Here is a 15,701-nt window from a genome sequence, read left to right on the forward strand (position 1 = left end):
TGTAACTCTCGGAATGCTCAATAAACCCAAGTCCGACGAGGGACGCGGCCGCGGGGAAGCCGAGGCCTCTCCCCCTTCCATCGAAGCCGAAAAGAGCCAGAAGGGCATCGTGCTCAAGCTGGCCGGCGACTGGCTGTCCCGCACGATCGGCTCCGTCGAGGAGAAGATCACCGAGACCAGCAAGGCCGATCTCGGCAAGTCTCTCGTCGTGGATTGCAGCGGTATCGGCCGCATGGATACATCGGGCGCGTTCCTGATCGAGCGTCTGGCCCGTGAGATGGGCGAGAAGGGCCGCAAGGTCGAGTTTCGCGGCGCCGATAAGGACAAGACGCTGTTCGAGGCCGTTCGCAAGGCTTTGGACGTCAAGCGCACACCACCGCAGGCGCCCAAGCGCACCAGCCTGACGGACGTCTTCGCCAAGATCGGCGAAGGCGTCTTCGCCATGGGGCGCGAAGTGACGAGCGGCCTCAACATCGTCGGCGCCGCGCTCTACGGCGCGGGTCGGCGCATGACGGGCCAGACGCAGATCCGGCCCGCCGCGATCGTCAATCAGATGGATCGCATGGGCGTTCGCGCGGTGCCGATCATCGCCCTCATGAGCTTCCTGATCGGCGCGGTCATCGCGCAGCAAGGCGCGTTTCAGCTTCGCAATTTCGGCGCGGAAATCTTCGTCGTCGATCTCGTCGGCATCCTCCAGCTGCGCGAGATCGGCGTTCTCCTGACCGCCATCATGATCGCGGGCCGCTCGGGCAGCGCGATCACGGCCGAAATCGGTTCGATGAAGATGCGCGAGGAGGTGGACGCGCTGCATGTCATCGGACTCAATCCGATTGGCGTTCTGATCTTCCCCCGCCTCGTCGCGCTGGTGATCGTTCTTCCGCTTCTGGCCTTTATCGCCGATCTGGCCGGACTTCTGGGCGCCATCGTCGTCACCTGGGTGTATTCCGGCATCACGCCGGATGCCTTCCTCATGCGCTTGCGCGGCGCCATCGATGTCGGCACCGTGTTCGCCGGCCTCATCAAGGCTCCGTTCATGGCTATCGTCATCGGCATCATGGCGTCCATGGAAGGCATGAAGGTCGGCGGCAGCGCCGAAAGCCTCGGCCGCCACGTCACCGCATCGGTGGTCAAATCCATCTTCCTTGTCATCCTGATGGATGCTGTTTTCGCGATTTTCTATGCCGCCATCGGATACTGACAAACATCGCAAGACCGATCACGACGTGATTATCCGTGCCACGGATGTGACCGTTCGCTTCGGTTCGAAAACCATTTTGGACGGGCTCTCGCTGGATGTTCGGCGCGGCGAAATCCTCGGCTTCGTCGGTGCGTCCGGCACTGGTAAATCCGTGCTGCTGCGCACGATCCTCGGTCTCAACCCCAAGCAGGGCGGAAAGATCGAAGTTTTCGGCGTCGATTACGACCGGGCGAGCGACGCCGAGCGGCTCACCGTCGAGCAGCGCTGGGGTGTTTTGTTTCAGCAAGGCGCTCTATTTTCGTCGCTGACGGTGCTGGAGAACATCCAGGTTCCCATGCGGGAATATCTCGATATCTCGCCGCAACTGATGGAAGAGCTCGCCCGGCTCAAGATCGATCTTGTCGGCCTTGCGCCCGATGCGGCGGAAAAATACCCGTCCGAATTGTCGGGCGGCATGATCAAGCGCGCCGCTCTCGCGCGAGCGCTCGCGCTCGATCCCGACATCGTCTTCCTGGACGAGCCGACATCGGGCCTCGATCCGATCGGCGCGGCCGATTTCGACGAATTGATCATGACGCTGCGCGATACGCTCGGCCTCACCGTTTACATGGTGACGCACGACCTCGACAGTCTATTTATGGCGTGCGATCGAATCGCGGTGCTCGGGCAGAAGAAGGTCCTTGTCGAAGGGCCGCTCCAGACCATGCTCGAGAACGACGACCCTTGGGTTCGATCCTATTTTCACGGCAAGCGCGCCCGGACTGTGGTGCCGAAAGACGAAAATCCGCACTACGCGGTGAAGGACAGTGATGGAAAATAGAGCGAATTACGTCCTTGTCGGCATTTTCACGGTCGTCGTTCTCGCCCTGAGCTTCGGCTTTGTTTACTGGTCGGCCAATGTGTCGGACAAGGACCAGCGCACGACGCTGCTCATCCGCATCGAAGGCTCTGTCTCCGGCCTCAGCCAAGGCAGCCAGGTTCTCTTCAACGGCTTGAACGTCGGCTCGGTGCAGGGCCTCAAGATCGATCCCAACAACCCGCGCGTCGTGATCGCCACGACGCAGGTCGATCGCACGACCCCGATCACGACATCGACAACCGCGACCATCGGTTTCCAGGGCCTGACCGGCATCGGCTTCATCGGCCTGACGGGTGGCAATGTGAACGATCGCAACATTCTCCAGTCCGCGATCGAGCAGGGTACGACGCCCGTTATCCGCGCAAATCCGTCCGATGTGACGGACATTCTGGCCACGGCACGAGACATTGCCGATCGCGCCAACAATATTCTCGGCGAGTTCGAGTCGATCGTTCAGGCCGTTGGTCCGTCGGTGCGCACCACCGCCGAGAATGTCGCGCAGACCTCCACCAATGTTCGTACCTTCACCGATAGTCTGGCCGCCAATGCCGGGCAGATCGATGACTTCCTCGGCAGCCTCGCGCGCCTGTCCACGAGCGCCAACAATGTCGCCGAGCGTCTGCCGCCCCTGATCGACAGCGTCGGCAATTTCATCTCGGCGCTCAATGTCGGGGCGGTCAACGACTCCATCCAGAACATTGCCGCCATCACGCAGAGCGTTCGCGGACAGACGGACAATTTCGTCACAGCCCTCGATTCCATCGGCGAGACGGCACGCAGCCTCGGCTCCGTCGGGGAGGTCATTCGCCAGAACACACCGAGCCTGAACGCCTTCCTCGGACGGCTCGATCCGATCAGCGCAACGGCGGACCGCGTCGCGACGAAGCTGGACACGACGTTGGGCGACGTGAATCGACTCACCGCCGCCGTCAATGCCGACGAAGTTCGTTCCGTGGTGGACAATGTTTCCGGCTTCGCCGCCGCGCTGAATGGACAGTCGAGCCGGATCGGAACGGTGGTGGCTGCCACCGATACGGTGCTCGCAACGCTGAACAACGCTCTCACCGGCGTGAACGGGACACGAGCACGCGTCGATAATCTCCTCGCAGGGATCCGCGCCGACGACATTTCGCGCGCCGTCAACAATGTCTCGTCGGCTACGACGAACATCGCCAGCGCGGCCGACTCGGTCCGCGCCGTGGCGGACGATATTGGGACCCGCCGCGAAGACATCAACGCCATCATCGGCAACGCCCGTGACACGAGCGCCAATCTGAAGGTGGCGTCGGCGCAGGTTCAGACCGTGATCAACTCGGTCAACAATCTCGTCAACAGCCCGGACGGGCAGGGCCTGACGGCCGAGGCGCGCGATACGCTACGCACCATTCGTCAGACCGCGCAGAGCATCCAGGCGGCGGTCGGCCCCATCTCGTCCAATCTCGACAGCTTCACGGGTCAGGGCCTCCAGGAGGTGCGCAATCTCGTTCGCGAGACGACGCGCGCCGTGTCGCGGATCGAGCAGGCGATCACCAACCTGTCCGCCAATCCGAGCCGTATCCTGTTCGGCGGTGATGGTGCCGGTGACATCCGACAGTTCGATGGGCGCACGCGTCGCTGATCTCTCGAGGGTCGTCGGCTGTATCTTGCAGCCGACGACTCCTATTCCACGCGGCTCCGCCGCCCCTCTCTCCATGTATCGAGGACGAAGGATGGCCCGTCAGCCCTCTCTCCAGATTGTTTCGGTTTCGTTGCTGGCCATGCTGCTTTCGGGTTGCGCGTCGCTGAAGGAACCGCCTGCCACGTTCGAACTGTCGGCGCCGCCCCCGGCCGCAACCCGGAGCGCAGCGACGCGCGCGCAGATTCTCATCCCCGAGCCCACGGCCGCCAAGTCCCTCGACAGCCAGCAGATCGTGGTTCGCCCGACGCCCCAGACCATCGAGACCCTCGCCGCCAGCCAGTGGAGCGATCGTCTCCCGCGCCTCGTCCAGCTGCGCCTGCTTCAGGCTTTCCAGAATACGGGCCGCGTCGGTGCGGTCGGCGTTCCCGGCCAGGGGCTCGCCATCGACTATCAGATCGTCACGGAGCTCCGGCGGTTCGAAGTTACGGTGGATGGCGGGTCGATGGCCGTGGTCGAGATCGCCGTGAAGGCCTTGAACGACAAGACTGGCGTGGTCCGCGCCACCCGGATCTTCCGTGGCACGGCACCGCTCGCTGGCACGGGCAACGCGGCCTATGTCGCGGCGCTCGACAAGGCGTTCGGGGAAGTTGCGGACGAGATCGTCGGCTGGACGCTGAAGCTGATCTGATCCAGCGCCTCAAGAAGTTATGCTTCGAAAGCCCGCCTCGTCTGGCGGGTTTTTTTGTAGCCGCGAGTCCGGGCGCCATACTGCAGCGCCAGCGAGTCTTCGCGAGCGCAAGATGGTGTGGACCCGAAGGCGTATCGACGACGCGTGAGAGACGTCGGACTTGGTGATTTTCGTGTGGGCCTCCAGATGGTGGCCTTGGCGCTTCGCCCCGGAGGTGACACCCCTGTCCGTCTGACGATCGCCGGACCAAGACACGACTGTGCTCATGGATCGTTCGCGCGCTGCGCTCGGTTCATCCGAGTCGAGCCCTGATCTGCCACCTGCACATACGTCCATCCAAACGAAAACGGGCGGCCCCAAGGGACCGCCCGTTTGATTTGGAGAGGAAGGCTTGTCTTATTCGAAGCGGCCGGAGGCGTGAGCCAGCATCGTGTAGACCTTGCCGGTATCCGATGTCAGGTAGCTCTTGCTCTTCGAGTTGTCCGGATCGTTGCGAGACGCTTCCTGCAGGAGCATTTCGAAGTCGCCGATGTAGCGATCGACCGCGTGCTTGAAGCTCGCATCACGCTGATACTTGCGACGGATCTCGTCGAATGTCTGCTGGCCCTTCATCGTGTAGAGCCGACGCGTGAAGACGTTCCGCTCACCACTGCGATAGCGATCCCAAAGCTCGACCGACACATTGTGATCGATGGCGCGGGCGATATCGACCGACAGCGAGTTGAGCGAGTCCACGACATGGGCCTGCGAACGCGCGGCGCGGGCTGGCGCCTCCGCCGGAACCACAGGCGTTGTTGCTGGCGCTTCGGCGGAAGCGTCAGTGTCGTCATCCTGCGAGGCGCGGCGCAGAAGATCAGACACCCAACCCCCTTGGCGATCGCCGTCCGACGCCGGGGTCTCAGTCGCAGCTTCCGGCTGAGCCGCCGGACGCAGCGGGGAGAGATCGGCGCGCGGCGCGACGGGTGCCGGTGCCGCCGCGCGGATTTCGATCGATCCACGCGTGTCGCGAGCCAGATTGCCGTCGGTGACGAACCCTCCCGCCATGCGGGTCTCGATCTCGTTCCGGCGAGCCGCTTCGGCCCGCTGCTGTACGGCCGGGGCCGGACGAACAGCTACGTCGGATGAGCGCGAGCCGAGCGAGGCCGAGCGCGAGGCACCGGCATCGGGCGTGCGCACGTCGAGGGAGCGACCCGACTGGGTCACGATATCCGTCAGCTCGCGCAGGGCGCGGATCTGGTCGGACACGGCGCGGCGCATGGCGCGGGTGCTTTCCTTGGTTTCCTCGGGGAGTTCGAAGACGCCCTTGCGGATTTCGGTGCGCGCCCCTTCCAGTTCGCGGCGGATGTCCGCTGCGGCCCTGTGCATGTCGCTCGTCGCGCTGCCGAAGCGCTGCGTCGCCTCTTCGACCACGCCACGGATCGTCTCGCGAACCTGCTCTGCGGCAGCGGTGGACCGACGCTCGGTCTCCTCGAGATGGCGACCGGCTTCTTCCAGCGTGCTGGTGAGTTCGCCGCTAATCGTCTCCACTACGGTGTGCGAGCGACGCTCGGCTTCCGCGAAGAGCCGATCCACCACGCCCTCGAAGGACAGAAGCATTTTGCCGACATCGTCGGAGCGCGTGGCAAGACCGCTGGCCAGAGCCTCGAGGCCTTCGCGGCGCCCTTCCAGCGTTTCCTGCAGGTTCGACTGCGTGGCGTCGAGAAGGGCCGCAGCCTCGGTCAGCATCTTCTCGTGCTCGCCGAGCTTTTCGCCGAGCGTCGACAGACGCACCAGAGCCTGCGCGGTCGTATCGTCCATGCGAACGACATTGTGCTCGAGACGCTCGGACGACGCGGCGATCTCGCTCCCGACGCGATCCGCCTCGTCGCGGAACCGAGCGCCGGTCTCGCTGAGCGCCGATTCGGCCCGGCCGAGATTCTGCGCTGCATTGTCGAGGAGATGCCGCAGAGCGGAGTTGCCGCTTTCCAGACGCTCCGCCAGCGAACCGATGTCGCGGCCGAGAAGCTCGCGAGCGTCGGAGATGGAGGAGGTGAGGGAGCCGGAGCGATCGTCCAGCGCCGCCAGAAGACCCGACGAGGATACGCCGAGATTTTCGACGGTCTCTTCGGCGCGGCGAACGAAATCCGCCACGATGGCGTCGTTCTCGCTGCGCAGACGATCCGCCACCTGGCGAGCCGCCTGTTCCAGAGCCTCGACGGCGCGCGAGCCCGTGTCCGACAGGCGATCCACGATCGGCCGTGTTTCCGTGTCGATGAGATGCGCGATCTCGGCATTGCGGCTGGCGAGGAGGTCGGCCAGATCGCGGGTGCGCTGACTCATCGCCTCGCCCACTGCGTCGGCGCGTTCCACGAGATGGCTCTCGGTGGCGGCAACGCGCTGCGACAACTCCAAGCCGAACGCGCCTGTCGATTCGGCGATCTGCTCGCGGATGCGGTCGGCTTCCACCCGGATAGCCGTCGCAACACCCGACAGGCGCTGCGTGATCTCCGATCCCTCCGCCATGAGGTTCTCACGGGCCAGCTGCGCGTCGCGAAGGATCTGACCGGCCATGCCCGTCGCATCCTCGCGCATGGTGCCGGACACCGAGGCCAGTTCGCTGCGGATACCCGAGGCGGCCGCTTCGATCTCGGCGCGCAAGGCCGCGGCCGAGGCGCTCAGATCGTCGCGAACACCCTCGGTCGTGCCGTCGATGACTTGTGACAGCTGCACCGACAGGCCCGAAAGCTCTGCGGCAAAGCGCGTCGCGCGCTCGTCCAAGGAGGAGGAGGAGCGATCCGTTTCGCCACGAATCTGCGCGGTTGCGTCCTGGACCCGAAGGGCGAAGGCTTCCGCATCGCCGCTGAGGCGATTGCGAGCGGCTTCGGCCTGCTCGCTCATCGACAGGGCAACGGCGTCCAGCTCTTCGGAGAGGCGCAGGGCATCGGCCGCCAGACGCTCGCGCGTCTCGCCAGCGCCGGCTTGGAGACGTTCCGTCGCCGCAGACACTTCGTCCACGATCCGGCGCGCCTGCTCGGCGACCTCGTCGCGCAAACGATCGGTCTCGCCGCGCAGCGTGGTGGCGACTGTGCCGACCTGCTCCGCGATGCGACCGGCGTCTTCGAGAAGGAGACGACGCGACGATTCGCCGGTTTCGTGAAGATGTCCGCTGGCATTCTGGAACTCGGCCACGATCGCCGCCGCCTGTCCGGCGACCTCGCGCCGAACGAGATCGGAACTCTCGCGGATCTGGATCGCGGCAGCCGCCACCTCCTCGCGGATCTGGCCGGCATCGGCGGCGAACTGCTCGCGGGTCTGATCGCCCACGATGCGCAGCTTGTCGGCCGCGCCTTCGAAATCGCCGGACAGCGCGATCGCCTGATTTGCGACGACCTGACGAGCCGCTTCCGCATCCTGACGCAGACGCTCGGCCATGTCCTCGAGACCGCCGGCGAAGTCGTTGGCCACCAGCGCCAGGCGCTCGCGGGCCGCTTCGGCCTCGGCGCGCATTGCAAGGGACGCGCCGCTAATCTGCGTGCTGAAGCTCGTACCCTCGACGGCGAGGCTCTCGCGAACCTCTTCGGCTTCCGTGCGCATCCGAGTCGCCACGTCGGCGACGGTGCGACCGAGCGTTTCGGCTTCTTCGGCAAAGCGCTGACGCGCGTCCTCGCTCAACTGGCGGATCGTCTCGGCCGTGGCCGCGATGCCTTCCGCCACGCGATCACCTTCGCCGGACAGTTCGGTGCGGGCCATGGCCGACACGTCCTGCACCGACTGGGTGACGAGGCGAATGCGATCCTCGAACTTGCCGACCTCTTCGACGAACTTGGCCTGTGCCTCTTCCGAGGATGTGCGGAAGACGTTGCCCAACTCGCCGATCACCAGGGCAATCTTCTGCGTTTCGGACTGGAGGCCGAGGCGAGCGCGATCAGCTTCCTCGCCCATATTCGTGGTGGCGGCGACGATCGTATCGCGCAGCGTGTCGGCAATCAGCGTCGCACGACCCGACAGGGTGCGCTCCACATTGGCCAAGCCACGTTCCAGGGTCGAGGTCATCGATTCCGTGCGCTCGTCTACCGCCAGCGCCAGGGTAACGACACCGGCTTCGAGAGCCGCGACGATTTCCTCGCGCTTGGTTTCGAGCGAGCGCGTCACGTTGCTCGTGCTCTGCTCCATGACGCGGCGAACATCGTCCGCGCGGTCGCCGAGAGTGGCCGCAAGCGAACTCGCGACATCCTCGATCGCGGAGGTCAGATTCTCGCGGCGCTCGTCCATCGCGGCGGCCAGCTGGCCGTCGGACTCAAGCAAAGCCTCACGCAGTGCGCCGATACGTTGGTCGAGCGTGCGCGCGATCGCGGCATTGCCCTTGTCGAGTTCCTCTCCGAAACTCGCCGTCCGCGCGTCGAGATCGGTGAGCAGCGAGGACTGGGACGCATCGGCCAGTTCGCGCATGGCGATGACGCGGTCGTCCAACCCGTCCAGCAGCGCTAGACGCGCGGTTTCGACGCTTTCGCGCAACTGGGTTCCACGACCTTCCAGACCTTCCAGAAGCGAGGAGAGGGCGGTCTCGACAGCGGAAAGGATGGTGCGCGCACTCTGATCGGCTTCCTGCGAAAAGGCGCCGCTGCGCGATTCCAGGCTTCCGACGAGGCTGTCGCGTGAGGTGTCGATGAGGTTGCGCAACTCGTCGACGCGGGACGAGAGATCGGCGGCAATGCGCTCCACCGACCCTTCGAACACGGCCTCGACGCCCGATGTCTGCAGTTCCAAGCGCGTCAGGAACTCCTGGCGACGGTCTTCACCCGAGGTCAGAACGGATTCTAGACGACCGATCACGTCTTCGCTGACGCGTGAGGTGTAGAGGTTGAGTGACTCTGTCAGGCGCTCGCCGCTGTCGCGCATGAAGGCCTCGCTGGCAGCGAGGCGATCGGACAGGCTGGTGGAAAGAAGACTGGTGCGCTCATCGATCTCCGACAGCAGGCGGCCGGAATGATCCGACATAACGCTGCTGAAAGTCTGCGAACGGGCGTCCAAAGCGCTATCGATCTGACGGGAGTGTTCGTCCAGCACGACGTTGATCGCGTCGCGCTTCTCGGCCAGCAGGGCATTGATGCGGGTGAGGCGATCGTCGAGATCCGATCCCAGGAGGTTCCGGCCGTCCTCGATCAAACGCTGAACCTTGTCGGCATGCGTGTCGAGCGACTGGCGAAGCTCGCCCGTCTTGCCGTCGAGACCCGCCACGAGGCGTTCATCCGCGCCTTCCAGTGCGCCTTCGATGCGCGTCACGCTCGCCTCGACCGCCTGCGTGATGGCGAGGCTCTTTTCATCCAACGTCGCGGCCAGCGACTGCTGCGCGAAGGAGAGGGACGTGTCGATGTCGGCCGCGCGATCGCTCAGAACCGAACCGAGCGTTCCGATGCGCTGCTCGAACGTGGTGTGAAGCTCATTCGCCTTGGACTGGAACACTGCATCGACATGCGCCACCGCCTCGTTGGCCGTCTGCGAGATCGTCGCCTGACCGCTGGAGAAGGCACGGCCGATTTCGCCCGTGCGCTCGGACAGAACGCTGGCAAATTCGCCGGTGCGTTCGCGCAGCGCTTCGGCGATGCGATCGGCCGAGCGGTCGATGGCCGCGGCGCGGGTTTCGATCGCCGTGACGAGAGCCGAGCCCTTGCCGGACAGAGCCTCCTCGAGCTGGGCCAGACGCTCGTCGAAGCGACCCAGAACCTCGGCGTTGCGCTCGTTGAGCAGAGCCGTCGCGCGCTCGATCCGAGCGTCGAACCCTCCGTCCATCAAGGCGACGACGCGCTGCGCCTCCGTCGACAGGCGTTCGGCGCGCTGGTCGAGCTGGCCGGTGAGCGAGCCAACCAGAGCCTCGCTGTCGGCGCGCATACGGGCCGAGCGGGCGTCGATCGTATCGGCGATGACCTTGTCGAACTCCGCCCCTTGGTTCGAGAGCGTCTCGGCCCGTTCGGCGAGGACCCGCAGAACCGACTCGTTGGACTCGTTCAGGCGGGCGTTCGTCTGCTCGTTGACTTCGGACACATGCCGCAGAAGCTCGGCGGAACGGGCTTTCAGGGCCTCCATCTGTTCGGCAAGGGAGCGGGCGATCTCGTCGGCGGTCTGGCGAAGCTGGCCGGTCGTGCTGTCGGCGGTCTGGCTGATGCGCTCCACCACGGCTTGGCTGTTGCCGAGAAGGGCGCTGTCGACCTCGCGGCTGCGCTCGTCGAACAGCGCCATCAAGGCACGGCTGCGCTCGTCATAGGCGCGCGAGAGTTCGGCGCTGCGCTCGTCCAGAAGCGCGTTCAGGCGGGCGGAGGCTTCTTCCACCTGCGAGAGGATACGACCGGACACGCCGTCGACATCGCCCACGAGACGATCATGAGATCCGACGATGGAACTGCGCAGATTCTCGGCATGAGAGAGCATGGCTTCGCGCTCTGCGCCGAGATCGGCGACGAGCGAGCGAATCTTGACCTCATTGTCGGCGTAGGCCCGCTCCAGCGAGGAGACCTCTGCGTTCACGAGTGTTTCGAGTTCGCTCATGCGGGCCAGGGCGCGCTCGACGCCCTCGCCGAGGACGGAGACTTCGCGGCGCACGGCCTGGCCGACCGTGGTGATACGATCTGAGGCGAGGCTTTCCGGCTCGGCCAGGCGCAGCGCGACCTCGGCCAACCCTCGGCTCATGAGACGCAGATCCTGCGAGCGACGCATCATGACCGAGAAGCCCATGATCATGAGCGGGGGCAGGACAACGGCAGCCGCAAGCGGTGCCAGCAGAGGAACGATATTGGAAGCGAGGCCAGACTCGCTGGCGAGGAAGGAGTAGGAGGCGGAGGCCGACAGGGCCGCCCAGGCAGCCGCGACGACGCCGCCGATCACGACCGGCTTGTTGGACGAGCGACGGCTCAGAAGAGCATCTGCCATGACGGCAGCCGAGCGCTGCTCGTCATTGGCGACATCACCCTTGAAGGACCGGGAACCGCGCACCGGGTCCGCCAGGGGCGCGGCGGCGGAATGGCGCGGGTCGGCCTTCTGGGACGGCGTGCGGGAGCGACGCTCCGAACGGATGCGCGAGCTTTCGTCCGCTGCGGCCAGAACGGTGGCCGAAGGCCTGTCGTCCTCGTTGATCGCCAATTCGGGCTGGGCCGCGTTCTGAGAGGCTGCCCCGATCTGCACCACGGGCGCCTTGGCCAGCGGCGCGTCAGCTTGGCTCAAGGTGTCGAGCGGTAGAAAGTCGGTGTCTTCGAAACGGAACTCGTCCAGACTCGGGGTTGCGTTATGGGGCGCACCGAGATTGGCTTCGTCGCGCAGGGCCTTCGTGGCTTCCTCGACCGTGCGGTCGAAATCGCTCAGGGCGAATTCGATCGACATGTCGTCGGCGCGAAGCGTCTGCTTCTCGACATGGCCTGCCGCCTTGCCGGAAAGACTGGTCGTCTCTGCTTCCGGCTTGAGAAAGTCCTCGTCCTGGAGGGCGGCCTCCAGTTCGTTCACGGCTTCCTCGGAAAGCTGTTCGGCCGTCTTAATCTTCGACATCGTGCGCCGCGCCTCGATACTCGTTACATTGGGCTCGATGCATCAGGCCGACCATGCAATGCATGTCCCGACGCCGTTGGCTTCGAACCTCGCCACCCTGCCGCCCGCGAATCCACGCAAACGAAGGGCATATCCCTAACGTCTAAGGTAAATACGGGAGCGTCGGAAGGAAACTGCAAAATCGGGAGAAGGCGACAAGTTTAAACATTTGGTTAACGTTCCGCCCGTCCCTGTTGCCGTCTCGCGTCTTCGTCAGCATTCGGAATAACCCATTTCGCCGCTCGAAGGGCGACAATGACGAAGCGGACCTCACCTCACCATTCAAAACTTCCGTAGAATTTAACTTTCCCCTGCTTTTTGGATGGGCCTCTGACCAACACGGATCGTCGGTGGACTGTGCCAGCATCCTCTCAAGAGCCGGCTATATTTACTTTCTCAGCCTTGCTGCACTGCTGCGACGGCGATGAGGTCCTGGCTCGCGACGTCGCCGCGCTGATGTGCATCGAGATCGATCGGGCACGTCGGACCCTAGAGGAGGCGGATGGCGACGCGCGGCAGCGATGCGCGCACGCGATCAAAGGCGCTGCGCTGAATTGCGGTGCCATCAGTCTCGCCTGCAAGGCCGCTCGTCTGGAGGAGGTGCCGCACGATCGCGTCCGGCTCCGTGAGATGATGGAGGAACTCGCGCTCGTCGATCGTGAGCTGCGGGTTCTGGAGGGCGGCGCTGAACCGTGAGGTTGACCTCATCCACGCCTCGGTCTACCCGACAGTCATGACCGCTATCGTCTTTATTGCTCATGACGGCACGCGCTATGACATCGACGCTCCCAATGGGTCGAGCGTGATGGAAAATGCCGTGCGCAACGATATTCCCGGCATCGACGCCGATTGCGGCGGTGCCTGTGCCTGCGCGACTTGCCACGTCTATGTGGACGAAGCTTATGTGGCGCGACTTCCCGAGATGCAGGCCATGGAAGAAGACATGCTGGACTTCGCCGTGGATGTCCGAGCGAACTCGCGGCTGTCCTGCCAGATTCGCATCCATCCCGAACTCGATGGGCTGACGGTGCGTGTGCCCGAGCGCCAGCCCTGAGGCGCCTTATCTCGACGCGACCCGATGAAGCTGTTGGTTGATCTTGCGCTCCAGTCTCGCGTCGATACGCTTGGACTCAGCGGCATCGAAAGCGAGTTGCTCGTCGTCGTGCTGCTTGAGAAGCGTTCGGGTTTCTGAATTGACGAGAGCCTCCATGCGGGCGCAACTGGGCTGCGGTTTGAGCGAGCGGATCGTGGCCTCCATCCGCTTCAGCCAGGATTTGGCGATGCGCGAGTGCTCCGCCTCATGAGTGGCGATGTCGTCGCGCAGGATTTTCCAGAGGATCTGCGTCTCTCTCGAGCCGTTCTTCGGCCCGCTCCAGCGCGGCAGGGTCGTGTGCAGGTCAAGGCGAACCTCTGCGTGGGCTATGCCGCAGCCCCCGGTCGTCGGCTTGTAGGTGGCATTGGCTTTGAAGGCCACGTCCGTCGAGCCAGCGTGGCGCTCGCCCTGGCCGAGGTCCGGGCCTTTCATGCCGAGTTCGCGATACAGATCATCGAAGCTTTTGCCTCGAACCATGAAGAAGGTCGTCCGCTCCCGAATCTCCCCCGATATGGCATGAGTGGCCGGCAGGGTGGCGCCGACGGTCAGGCACAGGGCGAGAATTCGTTTCATGCGTCGCTCCCACAGGCTTGAAACATTCCACCCCTACGCTAACCGATCGTTGACGCGGCACAAGCCATTTGTGTGAGGAATTTTCGCTTTGTTTTCTCTGAGTGTTTCCCTTCGGTCTTTCGTCTGATGTCTGCGGAAAAGGTCCGGTCGCGCGTCTGGAACCTTGCTCACGGCCGAAGCCTGGAGCTCGGACCGCAATCCGTGCTTATGGGCATCCTCAATGTGACGCCTGACAGCTTTTCCGACGGCGGCGCCTATCGCGGCGACGTGTCGTGGGCTGTGGATGCGGCTTTGAGAATGATCGAGGAAGGGGCGGCGATCATCGATATTGGCGGCGAGTCGACCCGTCCCGGCGCCGAGCCGGTGGAAGCGGAAGAAGAGCGCCGCCGCGTTCTGCCTGTCATCGAAGCCTTGGCGTCACGGTCGGATTGCCTGATCTCGATCGACACCTATCGCAGCGAAACGGCCCGGGCCGCCGTCCAAACCGGGGCCCATATCGTCAACGACGTTTGGGGCGCTCAGCGCGATCCCGCCATTGCGGAAGTCGCGGCGACGACCGGGGCAGGGCTGTGCCTGATGCACACGGGGCGCGAGCGCGTTCGCGGGTCCGATGCGATCGCGGATCAATTTCAATTTCTGGAAACGTCGCTGCGGATCGCCGCAGATGCCGGCGTCTCGACCGCGCAGATCGTGCTCGATCCCGGTTTCGGGTTTGGCAAAGATGCCGCGGAGAATATAAATCTGATGATGCGGCTCAATGAGCTGAAAGCTTTCGGATACCCGCTTCTGGTCGGCACGTCCCGTAAGCGTTTCGTGCGCTCGACCTTGGGTCATGGCGAAGCCGACGCGGATGTCGCAACGGCTGCGACCAGCGTTCTCCTGCGGGAGCGAGGCGCCGCCATCTTCCGCGTTCACCGCATCGGTCCGAACCGGGATGCATTGGCTTTAGTGGACGCAGGGCTTCACGCCATGGCGATGGCCAAAGCATGAGGTCTGTCTGGATCGGTCTGGGTGGAAATCTCGGTGATCCACAGCGCCAGATGGGAGAAGCCCTTCGGGCCTTAAATGCGCGAGACGACGTCTCTGTCGTCGCCGTCTCGTCGCTCTATCGCACGCCCCCTTGGGGGCTGACGGAGCAGCCGGATTTCCTGAACTGCTGCGCGGGGCTCGAAACGAACCTGCCGCCCGATGCCGTGTTGCGCATCTGCCTCGACGTCGAGCGCCAGCTTCATCGCGAGCGCGGTGTGCGTTGGGGTCCGCGCACGATCGACATCGATCTGCTGGATTATGACGGGTTGGTGACCGAGACCGAGGAACTCCTTCTCCCGCATCCTCGAATGACGGAGCGCGCCTTCGTTCTCGTCCCGCTGGCCGAGATGGCCCCCGAACTCGAGATAGCAGGTCGGTCGGTCGCCGCCTGGAGGGACGCAGTGGAGCGCGGCGACATTCTCCAGTTGCAAACTGATCCGGATTGGTGGCGAACCGAACGGTCGATCGGCGATTAGTCGATCGACGCGCGCTTGACGGTTTCGTCGCGCTTCAGATGCATCCCGATCACCGGCACAAGCTCATTGGCGACCTGCACGGAGATCGTGACGTTCAGCTTGTCCTTGCCGTCGATGCGCGCCACCATCGCGCCCTTCAACTGCTTGCGGTCAAGGCCAACCGTGATCTTATCGCCCGCCACGTCTCCCGACACGATGTCGAGGCCCTTGCCGGCGGAGCCGTCGAGGAAAGAGCCCTTGTAGGAGGAGCCGCCCTTGATGAAGGTCGCCGACATGGGTTGTGAGAACATGCCGACGCGGCATGAGCCATCCAGCGACATGCCGACATCCTTGATCGGCTTGGCACCCGTCAGATCGCAGACGAACTTCGTGCCTTTGTACTTACCGGCGACGATTTCGCCCGGGCCGCTCCAGCGGCCGAAAACGTTCTGAAAGAAGGCCTCGTCCTTGTCCGCGGCCGAAACAGGCGCGGATGCGCCGGACAGAACCAGAAGAGCGAGGCTGGCAGCGAAGGGGCGAACCATGGAAGACCTTCCGGAGTGTTCGGGAAGCGGATCGATACCCCCTTTTATCACGCCGGAGGGTTAATCAAACCTTTCGCCAAACCGTCCAAACG

Annotated in this window: 11 protein-coding genes; 8 read left to right on the plus strand and 3 right to left on the minus strand. The window is 64.2% G+C overall.

All coding sequences use genetic code 11. From position 1 onward, the window contains the following. Positions 1-13 precede the first annotated feature (13 nt). The 4 genes from AUL36_RS16000 (at position 14) to AUL36_RS16015 (ending at position 4,363) form a co-directional block, all read left to right on the plus strand. Positions 14-1,198, plus strand: coding sequence for an ABC transporter permease (locus AUL36_RS16000; protein WP_062222367.1), 1,185 nt, complete (start codon positions 14-16; stop codon positions 1,196-1,198). After that, positions 1,179-2,018, plus strand: a complete 840-nt coding sequence (locus AUL36_RS16005; RefSeq protein WP_058599587.1) for an ABC transporter ATP-binding protein — start codon at positions 1,179-1,181, stop codon at positions 2,016-2,018. The genes AUL36_RS16000 and AUL36_RS16005 overlap by 20 nt, the downstream gene beginning before the upstream one ends. Then, positions 2,008-3,675 carry an MlaD family protein gene (locus tag AUL36_RS16010; protein ID WP_062222368.1) on the plus strand — a complete coding sequence of 556 codons (1,668 nt, stop codon included), beginning with the start codon at positions 2,008-2,010 and terminating at the stop codon, positions 3,673-3,675. The genes AUL36_RS16005 and AUL36_RS16010 overlap by 11 nt, the downstream gene beginning before the upstream one ends. Before the next feature lie 91 nt (positions 3,676-3,766). Next, positions 3,767-4,363, plus strand: a complete 597-nt coding sequence (locus tag AUL36_RS16015; RefSeq protein ID WP_058635410.1) for an ABC-type transport auxiliary lipoprotein family protein — start codon at positions 3,767-3,769, stop codon at positions 4,361-4,363. A 396-nt stretch (positions 4,364-4,759) separates the two neighbouring features. Here AUL36_RS16015 and AUL36_RS16020 read toward each other — a convergent pair whose 3' ends face one another. Next, positions 4,760-11,875: a hypothetical protein gene (locus AUL36_RS16020; RefSeq protein WP_062222370.1), complete on the minus strand. Its 7,116-nt coding sequence runs from the start codon at positions 11,873-11,875 to the stop codon at positions 4,760-4,762. Between the two features lie 495 nt (positions 11,876-12,370). Between AUL36_RS16020 and AUL36_RS25010 the strand changes: the two genes are divergently transcribed. Both AUL36_RS25010 and AUL36_RS16030 read left to right on the plus strand, forming a co-directional pair. Continuing rightward, positions 12,371-12,610: an Hpt domain-containing protein gene (locus tag AUL36_RS25010; RefSeq protein WP_156418425.1), complete on the plus strand. Its 240-nt coding sequence runs from the start codon at positions 12,371-12,373 to the stop codon at positions 12,608-12,610. A 37-nt stretch (positions 12,611-12,647) separates the two neighbouring features. Next, positions 12,648-12,968 (plus strand): 2Fe-2S iron-sulfur cluster-binding protein, encoded by a 321-nt coding sequence (locus tag AUL36_RS16030; RefSeq protein WP_058599592.1) that lies wholly within the window; start codon positions 12,648-12,650, stop codon positions 12,966-12,968. Positions 12,969-12,974: 6 nt separating this feature from the next. On the opposite strand, the gene AUL36_RS16035 is transcribed toward AUL36_RS16030, so the two are convergent. Beyond that, entirely contained in the window at positions 12,975-13,580 is a 606-nt protein-coding gene (locus tag AUL36_RS16035) for a DUF922 domain-containing protein (RefSeq protein WP_058635407.1), read from the minus strand. Between the two features lie 126 nt (positions 13,581-13,706). Between AUL36_RS16035 and folP the strand changes: the two genes are divergently transcribed. Continuing rightward, positions 13,707-14,570 carry a dihydropteroate synthase gene (gene folP, locus AUL36_RS16040; RefSeq protein ID WP_062222373.1) on the plus strand — a complete coding sequence of 288 codons (864 nt, stop codon included), beginning with the start codon at positions 13,707-13,709 and terminating at the stop codon, positions 14,568-14,570. Beyond that, positions 14,567-15,085 carry a 2-amino-4-hydroxy-6-hydroxymethyldihydropteridine diphosphokinase gene (folK, locus tag AUL36_RS16045; RefSeq protein WP_062222374.1) on the plus strand — a complete coding sequence of 173 codons (519 nt, stop codon included), beginning with the start codon at positions 14,567-14,569 and terminating at the stop codon, positions 15,083-15,085. The genes folP and folK overlap by 4 nt, the downstream gene beginning before the upstream one ends. Here the strand turns inward: folK and AUL36_RS16050 are convergent. Then, positions 15,082-15,609, minus strand: coding sequence for a hypothetical protein (locus AUL36_RS16050; RefSeq protein WP_062222375.1), 528 nt, complete (start codon positions 15,607-15,609; stop codon positions 15,082-15,084). The genes folK and AUL36_RS16050 overlap by 4 nt on opposite strands. Positions 15,610-15,701: the final 92 nt, after the last annotated feature.

Source organism: Aureimonas sp. D3 (genome assembly GCF_001463805.1).
Lineage (GTDB): Bacteria > Pseudomonadota > Alphaproteobacteria > Rhizobiales > Rhizobiaceae > Aureimonas > Aureimonas ureilytica_A.